The sequence below is a fragment of the Sphingomonas sp. S2-65 genome, from assembly GCF_021513175.1.
In the GTDB taxonomy this organism is placed as follows: domain Bacteria; phylum Pseudomonadota; class Alphaproteobacteria; order Sphingomonadales; family Sphingomonadaceae; genus Sphingomonas.
The window spans coordinates 762,033-782,316 of record NZ_CP090953.1 but is presented as its reverse complement, the minus strand read 5'-3'; the positions used below and the strand labels follow the sequence as shown (position 1 = coordinate 782,316).

At 69.4% G+C, this 20,284-nt stretch carries 22 protein-coding genes; 11 read left to right on the top strand and 11 right to left on the bottom strand.

Translation table 11 applies throughout. The annotated features are described in order from the left end of the window. The first annotated feature begins 8 nt into the window (after nt 1-8). The 7 genes from cyoB to cobO all read left to right on the top strand — a co-directional run bounded on the left by cyoB (nt 9) and on the right by cobO (nt 6,221). On the top strand, nt 9-2,003 hold the full coding sequence (gene cyoB, locus LZ586_RS03760; protein WP_235078348.1) for a cytochrome o ubiquinol oxidase subunit I: 1,995 nt from the start codon (nt 9-11) through the stop codon (nt 2,001-2,003). Nucleotides 2,004-2,018: 15 nt separating this feature from the next. Further along, nucleotides 2,019-2,645 (top strand): cytochrome o ubiquinol oxidase subunit III, encoded by a 627-nt coding sequence (gene cyoC / locus LZ586_RS03755; protein WP_235079726.1) that lies wholly within the window; start codon nt 2,019-2,021, stop codon nt 2,643-2,645. After that, nucleotides 2,642-3,037 carry a cytochrome o ubiquinol oxidase subunit IV gene (cyoD, locus tag LZ586_RS03750; RefSeq protein WP_235078347.1) on the top strand — a complete coding sequence of 132 codons (396 nt, stop codon included), beginning with the start codon at nt 2,642-2,644 and terminating at the stop codon, nt 3,035-3,037. The genes cyoC and cyoD overlap by 4 nt, the downstream gene beginning before the upstream one ends. A gap of 1 nt (nt 3,038) precedes the next feature. Beyond that, entirely contained in the window at nt 3,039-3,722 is a 684-nt protein-coding gene (locus tag LZ586_RS03745) for an SURF1 family protein (protein ID WP_235078346.1), read from the top strand. After that, complete coding sequence (locus tag LZ586_RS03740) at nt 3,719-4,984, top strand: ATP-binding protein (RefSeq protein WP_235078345.1); 1,266 nt, start codon at nt 3,719-3,721, stop codon at nt 4,982-4,984. Before LZ586_RS03745 ends, LZ586_RS03740 begins: the two co-directional genes overlap by 4 nt. Beyond that, nucleotides 4,981-5,508, top strand: coding sequence for a response regulator transcription factor (locus tag LZ586_RS03735; protein WP_235078344.1), 528 nt, complete (start codon nt 4,981-4,983; stop codon nt 5,506-5,508). The genes LZ586_RS03740 and LZ586_RS03735 overlap by 4 nt, the downstream gene beginning before the upstream one ends. Before the next feature lie 104 nt (nt 5,509-5,612). Beyond that, nucleotides 5,613-6,221: a cob(I)yrinic acid a,c-diamide adenosyltransferase gene (gene cobO / locus LZ586_RS03730; protein ID WP_235078343.1), complete on the top strand. Its 609-nt coding sequence runs from the start codon at nt 5,613-5,615 to the stop codon at nt 6,219-6,221. Between the two features lie 12 nt (nt 6,222-6,233). Here cobO and LZ586_RS03725 read toward each other — a convergent pair whose 3' ends face one another. Genes LZ586_RS03725 through LZ586_RS03710 form a run of 4 tightly spaced genes read right to left on the bottom strand, consistent with a single transcriptional unit; the run spans nt 6,234 to nt 9,996 of the window. After that, nucleotides 6,234-7,199, bottom strand: coding sequence for an asparaginase (locus LZ586_RS03725; protein ID WP_235078342.1), 966 nt, complete (start codon nt 7,197-7,199; stop codon nt 6,234-6,236). A 42-nt stretch (nt 7,200-7,241) separates the two neighbouring features. Beyond that, nucleotides 7,242-7,850 carry a LutC/YkgG family protein gene (locus tag LZ586_RS03720; RefSeq protein WP_235078341.1) on the bottom strand — a complete coding sequence of 203 codons (609 nt, stop codon included), beginning with the start codon at nt 7,848-7,850 and terminating at the stop codon, nt 7,242-7,244. Beyond that, nucleotides 7,847-9,238, bottom strand: a complete 1,392-nt coding sequence (locus LZ586_RS03715; RefSeq protein WP_235078340.1) for a lactate utilization protein B — start codon at nt 9,236-9,238, stop codon at nt 7,847-7,849. The genes LZ586_RS03720 and LZ586_RS03715 overlap by 4 nt, the downstream gene beginning before the upstream one ends. Further along, nucleotides 9,235-9,996 carry a (Fe-S)-binding protein gene (locus LZ586_RS03710; protein ID WP_235078339.1) on the bottom strand — a complete coding sequence of 254 codons (762 nt, stop codon included), beginning with the start codon at nt 9,994-9,996 and terminating at the stop codon, nt 9,235-9,237. The genes LZ586_RS03715 and LZ586_RS03710 overlap by 4 nt, the downstream gene beginning before the upstream one ends. A 205-nt stretch (nt 9,997-10,201) precedes the next feature. On the opposite strand from LZ586_RS03710, the gene LZ586_RS03705 reads away from it, so the two are divergent. Continuing rightward, nucleotides 10,202-11,059: a fumarylacetoacetate hydrolase family protein gene (locus LZ586_RS03705; protein ID WP_235078338.1), complete on the top strand. Its 858-nt coding sequence runs from the start codon at nt 10,202-10,204 to the stop codon at nt 11,057-11,059. A 37-nt stretch (nt 11,060-11,096) separates the two neighbouring features. On the opposite strand, the gene cobU is transcribed toward LZ586_RS03705, so the two are convergent. Beyond that, nucleotides 11,097-11,621 carry a bifunctional adenosylcobinamide kinase/adenosylcobinamide-phosphate guanylyltransferase gene (gene cobU, locus LZ586_RS03700; RefSeq protein ID WP_235078337.1) on the bottom strand — a complete coding sequence of 175 codons (525 nt, stop codon included), beginning with the start codon at nt 11,619-11,621 and terminating at the stop codon, nt 11,097-11,099. 70 nt (nt 11,622-11,691) lie between these two features. On the opposite strand from cobU, the gene LZ586_RS03695 reads away from it, so the two are divergent. From LZ586_RS03695 to LZ586_RS03685, 3 genes are read left to right on the top strand one after another with little or no spacing between them, the layout of a single operon-like run. Further along, entirely contained in the window at nt 11,692-12,681 is a 990-nt protein-coding gene (locus LZ586_RS03695) for an aminotransferase class I/II-fold pyridoxal phosphate-dependent enzyme (RefSeq protein ID WP_235078336.1), read from the top strand. Then, the gene (gene cbiB, locus LZ586_RS03690) at nt 12,674-13,612 is read left to right on the top strand and encodes an adenosylcobinamide-phosphate synthase CbiB (RefSeq protein WP_235078335.1); all 939 of its coding nucleotides are present in this window, start codon (nt 12,674-12,676) and stop codon (nt 13,610-13,612) included. The genes LZ586_RS03695 and cbiB overlap by 8 nt, the downstream gene beginning before the upstream one ends. After that, entirely contained in the window at nt 13,600-15,072 is a 1,473-nt protein-coding gene (locus LZ586_RS03685; protein WP_235078334.1) for a cobyric acid synthase, read from the top strand. Before cbiB ends, LZ586_RS03685 begins: the two co-directional genes overlap by 13 nt. On the opposite strand, the gene LZ586_RS03680 is transcribed toward LZ586_RS03685, so the two are convergent. Genes LZ586_RS03680 through LZ586_RS03655 form a run of 6 tightly spaced genes read right to left on the bottom strand, consistent with a single transcriptional unit; the run spans nt 15,034 to nt 20,228 of the window. Next, complete coding sequence (locus tag LZ586_RS03680; RefSeq protein WP_235078333.1) at nt 15,034-15,744, bottom strand: adenosylcobinamide-GDP ribazoletransferase; 711 nt, start codon at nt 15,742-15,744, stop codon at nt 15,034-15,036. The two genes, LZ586_RS03685 and LZ586_RS03680, sit on opposite strands and share 39 nt — an antisense overlap. Continuing rightward, on the bottom strand, nt 15,732-16,304 hold the full coding sequence (locus LZ586_RS03675) for a histidine phosphatase family protein (protein WP_235078332.1): 573 nt from the start codon (nt 16,302-16,304) through the stop codon (nt 15,732-15,734). The genes LZ586_RS03680 and LZ586_RS03675 overlap by 13 nt, the downstream gene beginning before the upstream one ends. Next, a complete protein-coding gene (gene cobT, locus LZ586_RS03670) occupies nt 16,301-17,311 on the bottom strand; it encodes a nicotinate-nucleotide--dimethylbenzimidazole phosphoribosyltransferase (RefSeq protein ID WP_235078331.1) in 1,011 nt (336 codons plus the stop codon). The genes LZ586_RS03675 and cobT overlap by 4 nt, the downstream gene beginning before the upstream one ends. Beyond that, nucleotides 17,308-17,712 (bottom strand): DUF1636 domain-containing protein, encoded by a 405-nt coding sequence (locus tag LZ586_RS03665; RefSeq protein WP_413777325.1) that lies wholly within the window; start codon nt 17,710-17,712, stop codon nt 17,308-17,310. The genes cobT and LZ586_RS03665 overlap by 4 nt, the downstream gene beginning before the upstream one ends. 2 nt (nt 17,713-17,714) lie before the next feature. Continuing rightward, complete coding sequence (locus tag LZ586_RS03660) at nt 17,715-18,260, bottom strand: hypothetical protein (RefSeq protein WP_235078329.1); 546 nt, start codon at nt 18,258-18,260, stop codon at nt 17,715-17,717. Between the two features lie 21 nt (nt 18,261-18,281). Then, on the bottom strand, nt 18,282-20,228 hold the full coding sequence (locus tag LZ586_RS03655) for a TonB-dependent receptor plug domain-containing protein (protein WP_235078328.1): 1,947 nt from the start codon (nt 20,226-20,228) through the stop codon (nt 18,282-18,284). Nucleotides 20,229-20,284 lie beyond the last annotated feature (56 nt).

Here is a 20,284-nt window from a genome sequence, read left to right as displayed (position 1 = left end):
CCCAGACAATGTCCGACACCCTTATCAAGACCATCTTCGGGCGGCTCACGCTCGAGAGCTTCCCCATCCACGAACCGATCGTGCTCGCCACCTTCGTCGTGGTCGCGCTCGGCGGGGCCGCGCTGCTGGCGGCGTTGACCTATTTCAAGCTCTGGGGCTACCTCTGGAAGGAATGGTTCACCAGCGTGGACCACAAGAAGATCGGCATCATGTACATGGTGCTCGGCCTGGTCATGCTGCTGCGCGGTTTTGCCGACGCAATCATGATGCGGCTTCAGCAGGCGATGGCGTTCGGTGCCAACGAAGGCTATCTGAACGCGCACCATTTCGATCAGATCTTCACCGCGCACGGCGTGATCATGATCTTCTTCGTGGCAATGCCGTTCGTCACGGGGCTGATGAACTATGTCGTGCCGCTGCAGATCGGCGCACGCGACGTCAGCTTCCCGTTCCTCAACAATTTCAGCTTCTGGATGACTGCTGCCGGCGCGGCGGTGGTCATGGCCAGCCTGTTCGTGGGTGAGTTCGCCCGCACCGGCTGGCTGGCGATGGCACCCTTGTCGGGGCTCGATTACTCGCCCGATGTCGGTGTCGACTATTACATCTGGGCATTGCAGGTCGCCGGCGTCGGTACCCTGCTGTCGGGCGTCAACCTGCTCGCGACCATCGTCAAGATGCGCGCGCCGGGCATGACCATGATGAAGATGCCGGTGTTCACCTGGTCGGCGCTCGTCACCAACGTGCTGATCGTCGCCGCTTTCCCGGTGCTCACCGCCGTGCTCGCGATGCTCAGCCTCGATCGCTATGTCGGCACCAACTTCTTCACGAACACCGGTGGCGGAAACCCCATGATGTACGTGAACATGATCTGGATCTGGGGTCACCCGGAGGTCTACATCCTGATCCTGCCGGCCTTCGGCATCTTCTCGGAAGTCGTCTCGACCTTCTCGGGCAAGCGCCTGTTCGGCTACACCTCGATGATCTACGCGCTGATCGTGATCTGCATCCTAGCCTATCTGGTCTGGCTGCACCACTTCTTCACGATGGGCTCGGGCGCCAGCGTCAACAGCTTCTTCGGCATCACCACGATGATCATCTCGATCCCGACGGGTGCGAAGATCTTCAACTGGCTGTTCACCATGTATAAGGGGCGGATCCGCTTCGAACTGCCGATGCTGTGGTCGATCGCGTTCATGCTCACCTTCGTCATCGGAGGCATGACGGGCGTGCTGCTTGCAGTGCCGCCGGCCGATTTCGTGCTCCACAACTCGCTGTTCCTGATCGCCCACTTCCACAATGTGATCATCGGCGGCGTGCTGTTCGGCATGTTCGCGGGCATCAATTACTGGTGGCCCAAGGCGTTCGGCTTCAAGCTGGACAAGAAATGGGGGCTGGTCAGCTTCTGGTGCTGGGTCGTGGGCTTCTGGGTGGCGTTTGCGCCGCTCTATGTGCTGGGCCTGATGGGCGTCACGCGCCGCCTGCGCCACTTCGACGATCCGTCCTACCAGATCTGGTTCATCATCGCCGGCATCGGCGCGGCGATCATCGCGGTCGGCATCGCCGCCTTCCTGATCCAGATCTTCGTCAGCATCCGCAACCGCGAGCAGCTGCGCGACTTCACCGGCGATCCGTGGGACGGCCGCAGCCTGGAATGGGCGACGTCGTCTCCGCCGCCGGAGTATAACTTCGCCTTCACACCGGTGATCCACGACCTCGATGCCTGGTACGACATGAAGAACCGCAACGCGTCGCGCCCCACCGAAGGGTTCCGTGACATCCACATGCCCAAGGGCACCGGCGCCGGCGTGATCCTGGCCGGGCTGTCCGCGGTGATCGCACTGGCGATGATCTGGTACATCTGGTGGCTGGCGGTACTCGCTTTCGTCGGACTGCTGGTGGTCGCGATCGGCCACACCTTCAACTATGACCGGGACTTCCACATCCCGGCCGAGGAAGTCACCCGCGTCGAGAGCCTGCGCACGCAAGCGCTGGCGAGGGGCTGAACCATGGCGACGACGATGACCGCAACCACCCCGCCGGGAACCGAAGCGCCTGCGTTCTGGGACCTCGATCCGCACGAGCATCCGCCGGGCTCCAGCACCATGCTGGGCTTCTGGCTCTACCTGATGAGCGACTGCCTCATCTTCGCGATGCTGTTCGCATCCTGGGGCGTCTATGGCTCGGCTTATGCCGGCGGCCCGACGCCCAAGGACCTGTTCGACCTCAAGCTGGTGGCGGTGAACACAGCCATGCTGCTGCTGTCGTCGATCACCTATGGCTTCGCGATGATCTCCAGCGACGAGAAGCGGAAGACCGCCGTTCTCGGCTGGCTGGCGGCGACCGGCCTGTTCGGTGCCGCGTTCCTGGCGATCGAACTCTACGAGTTCTCGCACCTGCTGCACGAAGGGGCGGGGCCGCAGCGCTCGGCGTTCCTGTCGGCGTTCTTCACGCTGGTTGGCACCCACGGATTGCACGTCACCTTCGGCCTGATCTGGCTGGTGACGCTGATGGTCCAGGTCGCGCGCCGCGGGCTGGAGCCGGCGAACCTGCGCCGTTTGCAGTGCCTGTCGCTGTTCTGGCACTTCCTGGACGTGATCTGGATCGGCGTCTTCACCTTTGTCTATCTTCTTGGAGTGCTGCGATGAGCGCGCCTTCCCACGACGCCACCAGCCATGGCGCCGCTGCCCATGGACACGACGATCATGGCGGCGCGCCGCACGGGACGCGCCGCAGCTATCTGACCGGCTTCGCTCTTTCGGTGGTGCTCACCGCGATCCCGTTCGCGCTCGTCATGGGCGGCTGGATCGCGAACGTTCAGGTAGTGATCGGCATCTGCATGGCGCTCGCGCTCGTCCAGATCGTCGTCCACATGATCTACTTCCTGCACATGAACTCGAAGTCGGAGAGCGGCTGGACGCTGATGGCGTTGATCTTCACGGTGATCATCCTGGTGATCGCCTTGGCCGGAACGCTGTGGGTCATGTACCATATGAACCAGAACATGATGCCGGACATGGGAATGTCCGGCGGCATGTAAGGTGCGCGCCCGCCGCCTCGTCGGCGGGACGCTGGCGCTCGTCGCGGTCCTCGTGCTTGCCGGCCTGGGCGTATGGCAGATGGAGCGCCGCGCTTGGAAGCTGGCGCTGATTGCCCAGGTCGAACAGCGACTTGCCGCCGTGCCGGTCGCGGCGCCCGGACCAGCCGCCTGGCCCGCTGTCGGCGCCGACGCGGCTTATACCCGCGTTCAGATACGTGGGCGCTTCGTGGGTGACCGGGACAGCTATGTCCAGGCGGTGACCGACCTTGGCGGCGGTTATTGGCTCATGACCCCGCTGCGTGCCGATGCGGGCTGGACGGTGCTGGTCAACCGCGGCTTCGTTCCCGCCGATCTTCGCGGCAAGATCGCGCCGCCGGCTGATGTACCAGTTACCGTCACCGGGCTGTTGCGGACCAGCGAACCGGGCGGCGGCTTCCTGCGCCGCAACGATCCCGGGCAGAACCGCTGGTATTCGCGCGACGTCCAGGCGATCGCCGCGCGGCAGGGCATCGATGCCGCCGCGCCTTACTTCATCGATTCTGACCGAACCGGGAACGGGTGGCCGCGGGGCGGCATGACGGTGGTGCGCTTCACCAACAACCATCTCGTCTATGCGCTCACTTGGTTCGGGCTTGCCGCGTTGATCGTCATACTCTCGGTGCTCGCGCGCCGCAGGACGGCATGACGCCGCTTTTCGCAGGCGACGAAGCCGCGCGCCGCAACCTGCTGCTGCTCAGTTACCTGCGGTGGCTGGCGGTGGGCGGGCAGCTCGCCACGATCCTGGCGGTGCACATGCTGCTCAGCGTGCGGCTGCCGATGATGCCGATGCTGCTGACTCTGTTCGTCCTGGTGATGGTCAACCTGCTGGCACTCACGGCCTATCTGCGCGGGCCGGTGAACAACACGATCCTGCTGGCGACGCTGGTGATGGACGTGACGTGCCTGTCGGTGCAGCTTTATCTGAGCGGCGGCGCGACCAATCCGTTCCTCGCATTGTACCTGCTTCAGGTGGTGCTCGGTGCGGTGCTTCTGGAGGCGTGGTCAAGCTGGTTGCTGGTGGCGCTGACCAGCGGCGCGCTGGGGCTGCTCGCCTTGTACGCGCCGCCGCTGGACCTGCCGCCCGCGCTGCGCATCGCTCTGCCGCGCGCATACATCCTGGCGCTTTGGTTCAACTACACGCTTGCCGCTGTGCTGCTGGAGCTGTTCGTCACCCGGGTGACGCGCAACCTGCGTCACCGCGACGCTTATCTCGCCACGCTGCGCCAGCGGGCCGCGGAAGAGGAGCATGTCGTTCGCATCGGCCTGCTCGCCAGCGGCGCCGCGCATGAACTGGGGACACCGCTCGCCTCGCTGTCGGTGGCGTTGGGCGACTGGCGCGCCGAAGCGGCGGTCAGCGCCGATCCGCGGCTGGCCGAAGAAGTGGCCGAGATGCAGGCCGAGGTGGCACGCTGCAAGGAGATCGTCGCCGGCATCCTGTTCGCGGCGGGCGAAGTGACCGGGCACGCGCCCGAGCGCACCACGCTGCGCCGTTTCCTGAGCGGCATCGTCGCCAATGCGGCGGCGCGGGACTGGATCCGCATCGAGGATCTGCTGGGACGCGACATCGCCATCGTTTCCGACAAGGCTTTGGGCCAGGCTCTGCTCAACTTGCTCGATAACGCCGCCGAGGCCGACGCATCGAACATCCTCCTTTCCGCTGCGTTGGACCAGGATATGCTGATCCTCACAGTCCAAGACGATGGCCGCGGTTTCCCCGCGCACATCCTGTCGGCGATCGGGCAGCCGTATCAAAGCACCAAGTCGCGGCGCGGCGCCGGGCTGGGGCTGTTCCTCACCAACAACGTCCTGCGTACGCTGGGGGGCATGCTGGAGGCGCGCAACCGGCCCGGGCGCGGGGCGCAGGTGTCGCTACGGCTGCCGCTCGCCGCGCTGGCGATCCAGGCATGAGCGACCGCCGCCTGTTGATCGTCGAAGACGACGCAGTGCTCGCCCGCACGCTGGCACGCTCGTTCGAGCGGCGCGGCTACCGTGTCGAGATGCTGGACGGTCCTAGCGGGCTGGCGGATCTTGCCGAACGCCTGCGCCCCACGCATGCGATCATCGACCTGCGACTGGGCGGCGCGTCCGGCCTGGGATGCATCAAGACGCTGCACGAGCTGGACGAAGAAACCCGCATCGTCGTCCTGACCGGCTTCGCCAGCATTGCCACCGCGGTCGAGGCGATCAAGCTGGGCGCGACGAACTACCTTACCAAGCCGGCCAACACCGACGACATCGAAGCTGCGTTCGACAAGGTGAAGGGCGATGAGGAAGCGAACATCACCACGCGGCCGACCTCGATCAAGACGCTGGAGTGGGAGCATATCCATCAGGTCCTCGTCGAAACCGACTTCAACATCTCCGAGGCCGCGCGTCGCCTGGGCCTCCACCGCCGCACGCTGGTCCGCAAGCTCGAGAAGCGCCACATCTGATTGCCGCTGCAGGCGCCCCAAGGATGCAAGCGTCCGGTGAACCCTGTGGAAACTAATATCCAGCGCGGGCATGCTGCCTGCAACAAAATTGCCGGAGAGACGCGATGAAGCCGCGCAGCGACGACGAACACAATGCCAAGATGAAGAAGGTGCAGGCCGCGCACGAGAAGAAGCTCGCGACCAAGACTGTCGAGAAGGGGCTGGTGATCGTCCACACCGGCGCCGGCAAGGGCAAGACCTCCGCCGCGCTCGGCATGGTCGTTCGCGCGCTCGGCCATGGCATGAAGATCGGCGTCGTCCAGTTCGTCAAGGGCGCGATGGCCACCGGCGAAAAGGCGGTGTTCGACCGTTTCCCCGATCAGATCGAGTTCAAGCCGATGGGGGAGGGCTTCACTTGGGACACGCAGGACCGCGCCCGCGACGTCGCGGTGGCGCGCCAGGGCTGGGAAGAAGTGAAGCGGATGATCGCCGATCCGTCCTATGACATGGTCGTCGCCGACGAGCTCAACATCATCCTGCGCTACGACTATCTGCCGGTCGCCGAAGTGCTGGAGGCGCTCGCCGCCAAGCCCGAGAGGACGCACGTCATCGTCACCGGCCGCAACGCGCCGCAAGCGTTGATCGACGCCGCCGATCTCGTCACCGAAATGACGCTCGTCAAGCACCCGTTCCGCGAGCAGAACGTCAAGGCGCAGCGCGGCATCGAATTCTAGCGTCGGCGGCGCTTACGAGGCCAGCCACTCCCGCACCAGCCGCTCAGCCTCCTCCGCGCTCCGCCCGCCCGAAAGCGCGACCGCGAACAGCAGCCGCAGCTTGCGGGCGCTCAGGTCCTCCGCGCCCACCGCACCCAGCGCCGCCAGCCGCGCGCCCGATCGATAGGCCGGCGCAGTGCCGCCCTCCACGCAATGCGTCGCGATCCCCACCAGCACTCCGGCGGCCTTGGCGCGCTCGATCGCGGGCACGATCTGCGACGGCACGTTGCCGCGGCCGAACCCCTCGATCACCAATCCCCGCACGCCATCGCCGACCAGCGCATCGACCAAAGCCGCGCTGCTCCCGAGGCCCAGCGCGGCGATCTCCACCCGCGGCTCGGGATCGGCGAGGGCGAAGGTCGGCGCGCGCCGCGGCATGGCCGTCAGCCGAACGCCATGATCGTCGACTCGCCCGATCGCGGCGCCGTGCGGGCCAAAGGCTTCGGGGCCGCTGCTGTCCAGCTTGCGGGCGCTGCGGGCCGGCAGGATGCGCCCGCCAAAGACGATCGCGGTGCCGATCCCGCGCGCGGACGGATCGCGCGCCACCAGCACGGCGTCGTGCAGATTGGCGGGCCCGTCGCAGCCCGGCAGCGATGCGGGCCGCTGCGCGCCGGTGAACAGGATCGGCGCCGCGCCGCCGTGGAACAGCTCGGTCAGGAACGCCACGTCTTCCATCGTGTCGGTGCCGTGCGTGACCACCACGCCCGCGGCTCCCTCGCTCGCGGCGGCATCCATCATCCGCGCGACTTGCATCGCATCGGCGAATCCCATGTCCTCGCTCAGCCCGGCATAGGCCTGCCGTTCCTCCACGCCGTCGCGCAGCGGCGCTGCCAGCACGTCGCGCAGCCGCGCCGCGCCGCTGCCGCCGATCAGGACGCCCGAATCGTCGGGAACCGAGGCGATCGTTCCCCCCGCGTCGATCAGGACCAGTTCGGGCATCGGCGTTCCTTGCAGCAAAGGGCGGGATCCACGGCGGCCCGATCAGCCGAGCAGGATGACGTGGAGGAAGCGCGGGCCATGCGCGCCGCGCACATATTGTCCCTCGATGTCGGTCGTCCCGGAAACGCCGGTCACCCAATAGCGCGCGCGCGGCCAGTGCGCGGGGGCGGGCACATCCTCCAGATGCGCGACCAGCGTCTCGGCGCGGACCACCACCAGATGATGCAGCGCCAGGAAATTGGGCAGCATCGGCGCGGCCGGCGCGGTATCGAGCACCAGCGATCCGGTCTCGGCCACTGCGGCGGTCGCCAGCGCCAGCGCCGCCCCGCCATCGATTGCGCACACCGGATCGAGGGCAACGCCTGTCCAGTCCAACGCCAGCAGCCACGGCTCGGGCGGCACATAAAGCGGCGGGGGGCCGGGGATCGCAGCGAAATAGCGCCGCACTGCCGCCGGCAGCTCCTGGGGCGAGGCAGCCCGGTCCAGGCTCGCCGCGACGCTGGGCGCCGCCAGTTGCTCGGCAAAGGTCTCGATCAGCCGCGCCGCGTCCACTGCCGGGCGCTCGGGCCGGTCCAGCAGCGCGCGCGCTTCGGCGGCGCTATCGCCATCGGCCGGTCCCAGCCGGGCCAGAATCGCTTCGCGCGCGCTCACCGCTGCCGCTCTCGCATCTGTTCCATGAAGGTCTTGCCCTGCGGCGCGGGCAGGTCCCGGTGCTGCGTCCAGCCGCCGGCCAGCGGCAGTGCCGCGATCCAGCTGCCGCCGAACAGCCGCATCCCGCGCACCGCCACGCGCGCACTCAGTCGGTACAGCCAGGGCCGCCGCGCCACCCAGGCCCATAGCCGCACGGCGCTTCGGGTCGAGGCCGGCTCGAGCCCCTCGCGCCAGCTCTTCTCGCGCCAGCCGCGCAGCAGCGTGGGGAGGGGGATGTTGACCGGGCACACCTCCTGGCATTTGCCGTTCATCGTGCAGGCCTGGGGCAAGTCGCGCGACGCGGCGATTCCGTCCAGCGCCGGAGTGAGCACCGCGCCGATCGGCCCGGGATAGGTGCCGCCATAGGCATGGCCGCCAATCTGCCGGAACACCACGCAATGGTTCATGCAGGCGCCGCAGCGGATGCAGCGGAGCATCTCGGCCAGCCCTTCGGCGCGCATCTTGGTGCGGCCGTTGTCGACCAGCACGATGTGCATCTCCTCGGGCCCGTCCAGATCCTCGGCGCGCTTCGGCCCGGTGTAGAAGGTCGTATATTGCGTCAGCGCCGCGCCCGTCGCGGATCGCGCCAGCAGGCGCAGCAGGTGCACCGCATGATCCATCGACGGCACCAGCTTCTCGATCCCCGCCGTGACGATGTGCACGCGCGGCGGCACGATCGAAAGCTCCGCATTGCCTTCATTGGTGACGGTGCAGACGCTGCCGCTATCGGCCAGCAGGAAGTTCGCCCCGGAAATACCCACGTCCGCAGCCAGCATCCCGGCGCGCAGATGCCGCCGCGCGCTCTCCGCCATCGCCGCGATCGTCTCCTCGGCATGTGGTTCGGCATGGCGTTCGCGGAACAGCGCCGAAACCTGCTCGCGCGTCTTGTGCATCGCCGGCCACACGATGTGCGAGGGGCGCTCGCCGGCCAATTGGATGATGTGCTCGGCCAGGTCGGTCTCGATCCGCTCGATCCCCGCCTCGGCCAGCGCGTGGGGCAGGCCGATCTCCTCGCCCAGCATCGATTTGGATCGCGCCACCGATTTCGCGCCTGCCTTGCGGCAGATGTCGATGACGATTCGGCACGCCTCGTCTGCGGTCTCCGCCCAATGCACCTGCGCGCCGGCGGCGATGGCATTGGTCTCGAACTGCTCGAGATAGTGGCCAAGGTGCGCGATCACATGATCCTTGATCGCCGCCGCGCGGGTCCGCGCCGCCCCGAACGCGTCGAACGCCGCCACCGAAGCCGCGCGCTTCGCCTCGGCGGTGCCCGCGGTGCGCTCGACGGCGATCTTGAGCAGCGGATCGACCAGTGCCTCGGCGGCGCGCGCCTTGAAGCCGGCGCTCATGCCTCTTCGCCGATCGCCGGCCCGTCGCCCATGCCGGCTAGCACTTCGACGGTGTGCATCGCCCGCACCGCCGATCCGCGCCGGTGGAGCTTGCCCGCCATGTTCATCAGGCAGCCCAGGTCGCCCGCCAGCAGCAATTCGGCGCCGCTCGCCTCGATCGCGGCGGCCTTCTCGTCCGTGATCGCGTTGGAGATTGCGGGGTATTTCACGCAGAAGGTGCCGCCGAACCCGCAACAGGTTTCCTCGCCCCCCAGCGGCGTCAGCCGCAGTCCCTCGATTGCGCCGAGCAGCCGGCGCGGTTGCGCCTTGATCCCCAATTCGCGCAGCCCCGCGCAGCTGTCGTGATAGGTCGCGCTGACTGGCAGGGTCACACCCTCGGGCCGCCATCCGCAGACCTGGTCCAGGAATGCCAGGATCTCCCAGGTCCGCGCCGCCAGCGCTGCCGCGCGCGGGCTCCAGATCGGATCGTGCGCAAGGATTTCGGGATAATGCACGCGGATCGTCCCGGCGCAGGAGCCGCTGGGGACGACGACGAAGGGATAGCCCTCCAGCGCCTCGATCGTCGCGCGGGCCAGTGCTTCGGCATCCCGCCGGTCGCCCGAATTGAGCGCGGGCTGCCCGCAACAGGTCTGCGCCCGCGGCACCGCCACGTCGCACCCCGCCGCCTCCAGCGCATCGATCGCGGCAAAGCCCACCCGCGGGCGCATCGTGTCGACCAGGCACGTGACGAACAGCGCGACCTGGCGGCGCTCGCTCATCGGGCCGGACTGTCGCAGGGGCAGGAGACCATCGCGTCCACCTCGTCAAAAGCGTGCCGCGCCCTTTCGGCGCGGCTGCGCTCTTGGCATCGCGCGGGGCGCGCGGCAAGCGCGTGGCGTTGCACGCTTTGTCCGTCTACAAGCCCGTCCGGCGTCGAACCCGATCGCGGCATGCGATCCAACCGTACAGAGAGAACCCGCACGTATGAAACTCTGCCGCTACGGCCCCCGCGGCCAGGAAAAGCCCGGCCTGGTCCACACCGATGGAAGCATCCGCGACGTGTCGGCGCATGTCCAGGACATCACCGTCGATGCGATCGCCGGCCTCGCCGCAGTCGATCCGTCGAGCCTGCCGGTGGTCGATGCCGGCACTCGCCTCGGCGTGCCCGTGCGCGGCATCGGCAAGATCGTCGCGATCGGCCTCAATTATGAGGATCATGCGATCGAATCCAACCTGCCGATCCCGACCGAGCCAGTCATGTTCATGAAGGCGCTGTCCAGCCTCACCGGCCCGAACGACGAAGTGATGATCCCGCGCGATTCCACCCACAGCGATTGGGAAGTCGAGCTCGGCGTGATCATCGGCAAGACCGCGCGCTATGTCGAGGAAGCCGATGCGCTCGATCACGTCGCCGGCTTCACCATCGCCAACGACGTCTCGGAGCGCTTCAACCAGAAGCAGCGCGGCAGCCAATGGTCGAAGGGCAAGGGCCACGACACCTTCTGCCCGGTCGGCCCGTGGCTGGTCACTCGCGACGAGATCGCCGATTGCCAGGATCTCGCCATGTTCCTCGACGTCAATGGCGAGCGGATGCAGACCGGCAACACCCGCACGATGATCTTCAACGTGCGTCAGATCATCGCCTATGTCAGCCAGTATATGACGCTCTATCCGGGCGATCTGCTCATCACCGGCACGCCTCCCGGCGTGGGCGAGGGCAAGAAGCCGGCGTCGATCTTCCTCAAGCCGGGTGACACGATGCGCCTCGGCATCGCCGGTCTGGGCGAGCAGCAGCAGCAGGTCGTGGCCTGGCGCCATCTCGGCGACGAAGTCCTCTGCTGAGCGGTCGGAGCGCGCCGCCGGTGGTGGCGCGCTCCCCTTATTTCAGGACCAGCGGCAGCCCCGCGGCGAGGAAGTGGACGCGGTCCGCCGCCGCGGCGACGCGCTGGTTGACGATCCCCGCCATGTCGCGAAACCGCCGCGCCAGGGCATTGTCGGGCACGATTCCCAGCCCGACTTCATTGGCCACCAGCACCAGCGGCGCGCGCCGCGCCGCGATGGCGCGCGCCAGCCCGGCAAGCGCCGCTTCCCAATCGGCCTCCGCCAGCAGCAGGTTCGACGTCCACAGCGTCAGGCAGTCGACCAGCACCACGGCGTCTCCGGATGCCTCGATCGCCTCGGCCAGCGCGATCGGCGCCTCGATCGTCCGCCACCGTCCGTCGCGGTCGGCCTGGTGCCGGGCGATCCGCTCGCGCATCTCGTCGTCGAACGCCTGCGCCGTCGCGACGAACACCAGCTCGCCGCCAGATCCTTCGGCGATCGCCTGGGCATGCCGGCTCTTGCCCGATCGCGCGCCCCCCAGCACCAGCAGGCTCCGCTCGCCCGCTTCCAGCCTTGCCGTCATCCGCTTTGCCCTTGCCTGTCGCGTCATGAATGCCGATGGACGGCGCGAACCTTCAAGTCGAGGCCTCGCGGTGCACGCTCTGACATTCCATGGCGGCCGCCTCGACGAAGCCGCGCGCCGCTATCCGCACGCGCCCTTGCCCTGGATCGACTTGTCGACCGGGATCAATCCGCTCCCCTGGCACGGCCAGGCGCCCCCCGTCGATCTCCACGCGCTCCCGTCGCCCGCCGCGCTCGACGCGCTCGCTCGGGCCGCGGCAGGGGCCTTTGGCGCTCCGGAAATCGCGCTGACTGCCTTGCCTGGCAGCGAAATCGGGCTGCGCCTGCTCGCCTGTCTCGATCTGCCACGCCCGTTCCATCTGGTCGCGCCCGGCTATCGCAGCCACCAGTCCGCATTGCCCGGCGCAACCGTTGTGCGCATCGACACGATCGCCGATCTCGCCCGCCACGGCGGCACCCTCCTCCTCGCCAACCCCAACAATCCCGACGGGCGCCTCCTCGCTCCCGAGCATCTGCGCTCCCTCGCCCGCACCCTCGCGGCGCAGGGCGGCCTGCTCATCGTCGACGAAGCCTTTGCCGACGCGGTCGACGGCGCCAGCATCCTCCCGCTTCTGACTCCGCAGGATCGCGTGCTGGTGCTGCGCTCGTTCGGCAAATTCTACGGTCTCGCCGGCGTCCGCCTGGGCTTCGCCTGCGGCGCGGCGGACCTTGTCGCGCGCATCGCCGAGCTGCTCGGCAGCTGGCCGGTCTCCGCCACTGCGCTCGCGCTCGGCACGGCGGCCTATCGCGACGGGGCGTGGCAGGCCCGGACCCGCGCGACGCTGATCGCCACCGCCGCCAGGCTCGACCGGCTTCTCGCCGCCCACGGCCTCGCCCCGCACGGCGATTGCCCGCTCTTTCGCCTGATCGAGAGCGAAGGCGCGGCCTCGCGCTTCGAGCGCCTTGCGCATGCCGGCATCCTCACTCGCCCGTTCGATTATGCCCCCGATTGGCTCCGCATCGGCCTGCCTGCCGACGATGCCGCCTTCGCCCGGCTCGACGCAGCGCTCGGCCATGGCTGAGCCGGTTGCGCTCGCCGCGCTCGCGCTCGACGCCGCCTTTGGCTGGCCCGCCGCGCTCTATGCGCGCATCGGCCATCCGGTCGGCGGCTTTGCCCGGCTGATCGACGCGTGCGAGGTGGGGTGGAACCGCCCCGAGCGTGCCGAGCGCTCGCGCAGGCTCGCCGGCTTCGCAACGATCGCCCTCGTTATCGCGGCCGGCGCCGGGATTGCCGGGCTCGCGCACTTCGCCTCGCGCACGCTGCTCGGATCAAACGCCTGGCCGCTCCTCGCGCTCTTGGCCTGGCCGGGGCTCGCTCAGCGCAGCCTCGACGACCATGTCCGCCCCGTCGCCGCCGCGCTCGAATGCGGCGATGTGCCCGCCGCGCGCCAGGCGCTGGCGAGGATCGTCGGCCGCGACACCGCCGCGCTCGACGAAGCCGGCATCGCCCGCGCCGCGATCGAGAGCCTGGCCGAGAGCTTCTGCGACGGCATCGCCGCGCCGCTCTTCTGGCTGCTCCTGCTCGGCCTGCCGGGGCTCTGGGCGTATAAGGGCGTCAACACCGCCGACAGCCTGATCGGCCACCGCGAGCCGCGCTGGCGTGCCTTTGGCTGGGCCTCGGCACGGCTCGACGATCTCGCCAATTGGATCCCCGCGCGGCTGGGCGGCATGCTGCTCTGCCTCGCCGGGGCGGGCGGCTGGCGGACGATGATGCGCGATGCCCGCCGTCACGCCTCGCCCAATGCCGGCTGGACCGAGGCGGCGATGGCCGGCGCGCTCGGCCTCCGCCTCGCCGGCCCGCTCGCGTATGACGGCATCGTCACTGCAAAGCCCTGGATCGGCGACGGCCGCAGCGACGCGAACGCCGCCGACATCCGCCGCGCCCTGGGGCTTTACCGCCGCGCCTGCCTGCTCCTCTGGCTGATCGCGGGAGGCGTGGCATGGGCGCTGTGATGCTCCAGGGCACGGGGTCGGACGTCGGCAAGTCGGTGCTGGTCGCCGGCCTCTGCCGCGCGCTCGCCAATCGCGGGCTCCGGGTCGCGCCGTTCAAGCCGCAGAACATGTCGACCAACGCCGCGGTCACCCCCGAAGGCGGCGAGATCGGCCGTGCCCAGGCGACCCAGGCGCTCGCCGCGCGCCTGGCCCCGCATACCGACATGAACCCGGTGCTGCTCAAGCCCCAGGGCGACCGCAGCTCGCAGCTGGTCGTCCATGGCCAGGTCCGCGGCATCCTCCGCGCCGCGCAGTGGCGCGAGGGGCGCGAAGGGCTGCTCGACGACGTCCTCGCCAGCTATCGCCGCCTCTCCGCCGCCGCCGATATCGTCGTGATCGAAGGCGCCGGCTCCCCCGCCGAGATCAACCTGCGCGCCGGCGATATTGCGAACATGGGCTTTGCACGCGCCGCGGGCGTGCCGGTGATCCTGGTCGGCGACATCGATCGCGGCGGCGTGATCGCGTCGCTGGTCGGCACCCGCGCCGTGATCGGGCCCGAGGATGCCGCGATGATCCACGGCTTCCTGGTCAACAAGTTCCGCGGCGATCCCGCGCTGTTCGAGGATGGCTATCGCGCGATCGAACGGCGCACCGGCTGGTGCGGCTTCGGCGTGGTGCCCTGGCTCGCCGATGCCGCCCGCCTGCCGAGCGAGGACGGCGTGGTCCTCCAGCGCCCCGGCGGCGCCCGCGCAGGCCGCAAGGTCGTCGCCTGCCCGATCACCGCGCACATCGCCAATTTCGACGATCTCGATCCGCTCCGCCTGGAGCCCGGGATCGACTTGGTCCTGGTCCCGCCGGGCCAGCCGATCCCCGAGGCGGACCTCATCATCCTCGCCGGCTCCAAGGCCACCGTCGCCGACATGGCCTTCGTCCGCGCGCAGGGCTGGGACATCGACATCCGCGCGCATGTCCGCCGGGGCCGCCCGGTGCTCGGCCTGTGCGGCGGCTATCAGATGCTCGGCCGCAGCATCGCCGATCCCCAGGGCCTCGAAGGGCCCGCCGGCACAGTCGAAGGGCTCGGCCTGCTCGCAGTCGATACCGTCCTCGGCGGCGACAAGGCGCTGGTCCAGGTGACCGGCACTGCATTGGGCCAGCGCCTGGAGGGCTTCGAGATGCATCTCGGCCGCACCGCCGGCGCGGACACTGCGCGTCCCGTCGCCCGGTTCGACGACGGCCGGGCCGACGGCGCCACTAGCCGAGACGGGCTGGTCAGCGGCAGCTATGTCCATGGCCTGCTCGGGCTCGCGGCGCAGCGGCGCGCCTGGCTCGCGCGGATCGGCGTGGAGGGGCAGGGGCCGGACCATCGCGCCTCGGTCGATGCCGCGCTCGACGCCATCGCCGCCCAGCTCGAACGCCACGTCGATATCGATGCGCTGGTCGCTTTATCCCAGACGGCTGGCGACGAGGGCGGCGGCAAGTAAGACCGTCTCGACCCATTCGATCCCGGCGCCATGCCCGTCGCCACTGATCCCGCCCACTCTGGCCTTCAGCCACCAGCCCCAGCCGATCAGCACCAGCGGCGCCGCGAGCAGGGCAGGGCAGAGCACGCACGCACCGGCCAGCACTGCACCCCAGCCGATCAGGTCGCGCATCCGCACTGACGGCGCGACGCTGGCGCCCAGGCCCGGTTTCAACGGCGGCAGCCACCAGGCCCAGAGCAGCGGCCCGATGCGCGCGGCGAACGGCGCCAGCACCAGCGCGATCCAGCCGGTGCTTCCGTGGAGCAGCACCAGCTTGGCCAGCAGCTGCACGCCGATCGCGACCACGCCGAAGCTGCCGACATGCGGGTCGGCCATCACGGCGATCAGCCGCGCCCGGTCGCCATGCGCCGCGCCCAGTCCGTCGGCCAGATCGCCCAGCCCATCCAGATGCAAGGCTCCGGTCACGGCCACCCAGGCGATCAGCCCGGCCAGCGCCCCGGTCCAGGGATCGATCCACGATCCCGCCCACACCGCCGCCGCGACTATTGCGCCCACGATCAGCCCCACCGCCGGATACCAGCGGATCGCCGCGGCGAAGTCGCCCGCATCGGCAGTCACGCGCGGCACCGGCAGCCGCGTCAGGAAGCTCAGGGCGACGATCAGCCCGCGCATCGCAATCCCGTGATCTGCACGGTCGGCGGCGCGCCGGGCCAGCGCCGCAGCGAGAGCAGCGCGGCATAAGGCAAGTCGAACGCCCAGCTTCCCCGCAGCCCGATTCCGCAGCTATCGGCCAGCACCGCGCGCATCGGGCCGCCATGCGTCAGCACGAGCGTCGGAGTTCTGACTGCGTCCAGCGCCGCCTTCGTTCGCGCCACCAATGCCGACCAACGCTCTCCGCCCGGCGGCGCATGTGCCTCGGGATCGTCATAGAAGCGGGCGAGCGCACCGGGCTCGATCCGCTCCGCGCTCAGCCCGTCCCAATCGCCGAAATCCAGTTCGCGCCACCGCGCATCCACGCGCACCGGCAATCCGTGCGCCCGGCCGATCGCCTGCGCGCACGCCACCGATCGCCTGAGGTCCGATGCGACGATCGCTGCTACCGCCAGCCCCTCCGCCGCGGCGACGCAGGCCGCGATGCCATCCTCGGTAGCCGCGCAGTCCGTCCGCCCGAGCAAGCGGCCCGCAAGCTCGGGCGCCCCGTGCCGCATCAGATGGACGGCAATCGCGCTCACCCGTCGGATACCCCCGCCTCGGCAAAGGTCGCCATGCCGTCATGCGCTGCCAGTGCCGCGCGCACCACGCCGGCCGCGACTGCCGCGCCGCTGCCTTCGCCCAGCCGCATCTCCAGGCTGAGCAAAGGCTCCAGCCCGAGCCGGTCGAGCAGCCGCCGATGCCCCGGTTCGGCCGAGCAATGCCCCGCCAGGCAATGCGCCACCACGTCCGGGACCGCCGCTGCCAGCGGCGCCACCGCCGCGCAGCCGATGAAACCGTCGAGCAGCACGGGCACGCGCGCGCTCCGCGCCGCCACCAGCGCCCCCGCCATCGCGGCGATCTCGCGTCCGCCCAACCGCCGCAGCCGCTCGAACGGCGTCGCGGCGCCATGATGCAGCGCGAGTCCTGCATCCACCACCGCGACCTTCGCGGCCAGTTGCGCGCCATGCACCCCCGTCCCGGGGCCGACCCAGTCCGCACCGGATCCGCCGAAGCTTGCCGCGCACAGCGCCGCCGCGCTGGTCGAATTGCCGATTCCCATCTCGCCCAGCACCAGCAGGTCGAGCCCGGCCTCGACCACCGCCGCACCGGCGTTCAATGCCTCCAGGCATTCGGCCTGCGTCATCGCAGGCTCGACGGTGAAGTCCGCGGTGGGCCGATCGAGCGAGAGCGGCACCACGACCAGCTCGAGCCCGGCGGCGGCGGCCAGGGCGTTGATCGCCGCGCCGCCGGCCTGGAAGCTCCGAACCATCTCGACGGTCACGGCGGGCGGGAAGGCGCTCACGCCTTTTGCCGCAACGCCGTGATTGCCCGCGAAGATCGCCACGCGCCCGCGATCGATCCGCGGCCGCTCGCGCCCTTGCCAGCCCGCCAGGAAGATCGCGATCTCCTCCAGCCGCCCCAGCGATCCCGCGGGCTTGGTCAGCACCGCCTGCCGCGCCGCCGCCGCCGATCGCGCGGCCTCGTCGGGGCCGGGCAGCGCCGATAGCGCCGCCTCGAATGCCGCTGCGGAAACGAACCCGCTCATGCCACCACGAATCCGGCCGGGGGTGTCCGCACGATGAAATGTCCCTTCACGCCTTGCGGCCAGTCGCGATACGGCACCTGGCCGGCCTCGCTCGCCGCATAGTGCACGGCATAATCCAGGATCGCGCCCGCCGCATCCGTGTCCGGCACGAAGCGCCCCAGCACATATCCCACCTTGCCGCCGTCGCGCAGATGCACCGCGCAGAAGTCGGTGCACGCGAACAGGCACGGCATCTCCTCCACGGCGATTCCGGCATATGCCGGGTCGCTCGCCTGCACCGTGCGCAATGCCTCGATCAGCAGCGCGCCGCCGCGCTGCCCCTGCGCATCGTCGCGCTCCGCCGCGCTGAAGCGGCAGCTGTTGCAAGCGACGACCGCCGGGCCGTCGCTTGCCCGAACCAGCTTCACGCGGTCGCCGGCCGCGTCCGTGCCGCCGGCACGCCGATCGCGATCAGCCCGCGATACAGCGCCAGCAGCCCGATCAGGATCGCGGCATTGCGCACCAATTGGCGCCCGAGCACTTCGGCGGTGAACGCCGTGCACGGATCGCCCTTGGCCAGCGTGACTGCCAGGATCACCAGCTTGAACGCCGCGAACGCCGCCAGATAGGCGATCGCCAGCCGCGCCACGAACGGGCCCGGCACGCGGGCGGCGGCTTCATGCGCGGCCAGTGCGCCGACGATGGCGCCTACGCCGATCGCCGCGCCCCACAGCATCGTGCTCGCCGTGTGCGGATAGCCCAGCACGCCGAACCCCACGGCCTGGCTCACCACCCACGCCGCCGCCGCCAGCGCGACGCCGTCGACGCGGCGCATATGCACCGCCGTCAACGCCGCCAAAGCGGGGAAGGGCGTGGCGCAGGCGAAGACCAGCGTCGTCACGGTGCTCGCCACGGTCAGCAACATGATCCACAGCGTCGATGCGCGCTGCGATGCAGTCAGCTCGGTCATGCTCGTCTCCCTTTTCATGGTTCAGAAACGTCCGCGGAAACCGGCATAGACGCTGCGTCCCAGCGTGCCGTAGCGGTAGGTGGTCTGATATTCCTCGTCGAACAGGTTCTCGACGCGGGCGAACAGCTTGACCTGCTCGGTCACCGGCAGCTCGGCGCGCAGGTCGACCAGCGTGTAGCCGTCCAGCTCGGTCGTGTTGGCGGCATTGTCGAAGCTCCGGCCCGACCAGCGCGCCGCCACGCCCAGCGCATAGCCCTGCGCCGGCGTGTAGGTTGCCGAGGCGTTGGCGGCGTGGCGCGGCCGGCGCGGCAGCCACAATCCGTCGGTCGCGCCGGGCGAGCGGTCTTCGGATTCGACCCAGCTGTAATTGCCGTCCAGCGCCAGCCGGGTGCCGATCTGCGCCCGCGCCACGGCTTCCACGCCGCGGGCAAAGGCACGCGCGACATTCTGGTAATAGCCCGATCGCCGCGTCGTCGATCCCGGCTGGAAGCACAAGGGCAGGGTCGATGTCGCGGTGCAGCTGTTGAAGATGATCTGGTTGGTCGTCCGCCGCTCGAAATACGTCGCGCCGAATGCCAGCGCGCCCCCCAGCACCCGTTGCTCGGCACCGGCTTCCCAGCCCTTCGCTTCCTCGGGGTTCAGCGCCTGGTTCCCATATTCGGAAAAGAGCTGGTACAGCGTCGGCGCCTTGAAGCCCTCGGCATAATTGGCGCGCAGGATCGTGCCGGTCGGCAGCGCCCAGACGGCGCCGCCGGCGAACAGCGTCTGGCTGCCGAAGCGGCTATGGTCGTCGTTGCGCACCCCGCCGGTCAGCGTCAGCCCGTCGAACGGCGTCGCGTTCAGCTGCGCATAGACGCCGGTGATCTCGGCCCGGCCGCGCGCCGGATCGGGCACCCGTGCCGCCAGCGAGGCGGGCGGCGAGACCGACCGGAAGCGCGAGCGTTCGTTCTCCACGCCGAAAGTCCCGTTCCAGCCCTTCGTGATCGCGACGCTGCCTTGATATTCCAGCCGCTCGTTGCGCCCGGCGGAGTCGAAGTTCTGCGCCCGCGCCCGCGCGGGGTTGTAATTGTCGCGGTCGGTGTCGGTATAGCCATAAGCGAAGCGGTTGCGCAGCCGCGCGTCGAACAGGTCGACGTTGAGCCCGGCATAGCCGACGAATTCGCGGTTCAGCGAATAATCGCGCGTGTCGGCGCTCGTCGAATCCAGCTCGGTCCGGCCATGCGAATAATAGCCGCGCACGTCGGCGCTCACGCCGCCGGCGATGTCGAGCACCGCGCGTCCCTGCACGCTCTGGTTCGAATAGCCGTCCAGGTCGCGCCCGCCAAAGGCCGGGGCCAGCGCCGAGATGCCCTGTGTGCTGAACGTCTGCGCGCCCACCCGCCAGGCCAGCGGTCCGGTGCGCCCGCCCAGCGCCGCGCGGCCGCTCACCGTCTCGCGCGATCCGGCCTCGACGTCGAAGCTGCCTTCCAGCTCGCGCGTCGCCAGCGGCGTGACGATGTTGACCACCCCGCCGATCGCCTGGCTGCCCCACAGGATCGATTGCGGCCCGCGAAGCACTTCGATCCGCGCCGCGTCGCCGACCAGCAGATTGGCGAAATTATAGCCGCCGCCCGCCGAGGACGGGTCGTTGAGCTTGACGCCGTCGATCACCACCACGGTCTGGTCGGATTCGGCGCCGCGGATGCGCAGGCTGGTATTGGTGCCATAGCCGCCATTGCGCGACAGCGTGACGCCCGGCGTGCGCAGCAGCAGCTCGGCCACGCCCAAATCCTGGTTACGGTCGACCGCCGCCTTGTCGAGCACGGTGACCGACGCCGGAACCCGGTCGATCGGAGTCTCGCTGCGGGTGGCCGTGACGATGACGGTGTCGCCCTCGGGCGCAGCCGCGGCGGCATCGGGGCGCGGCGCTTCCTGCGCCAGCGCGGTGGTGGAAAGCAACAGGACGAAAAGCGGCGTAAACTTGATCAACGGAACAACCCCTCATGACGTTCGAAGGCCCGCTTGCGACACGAAGGGGAGGGCAC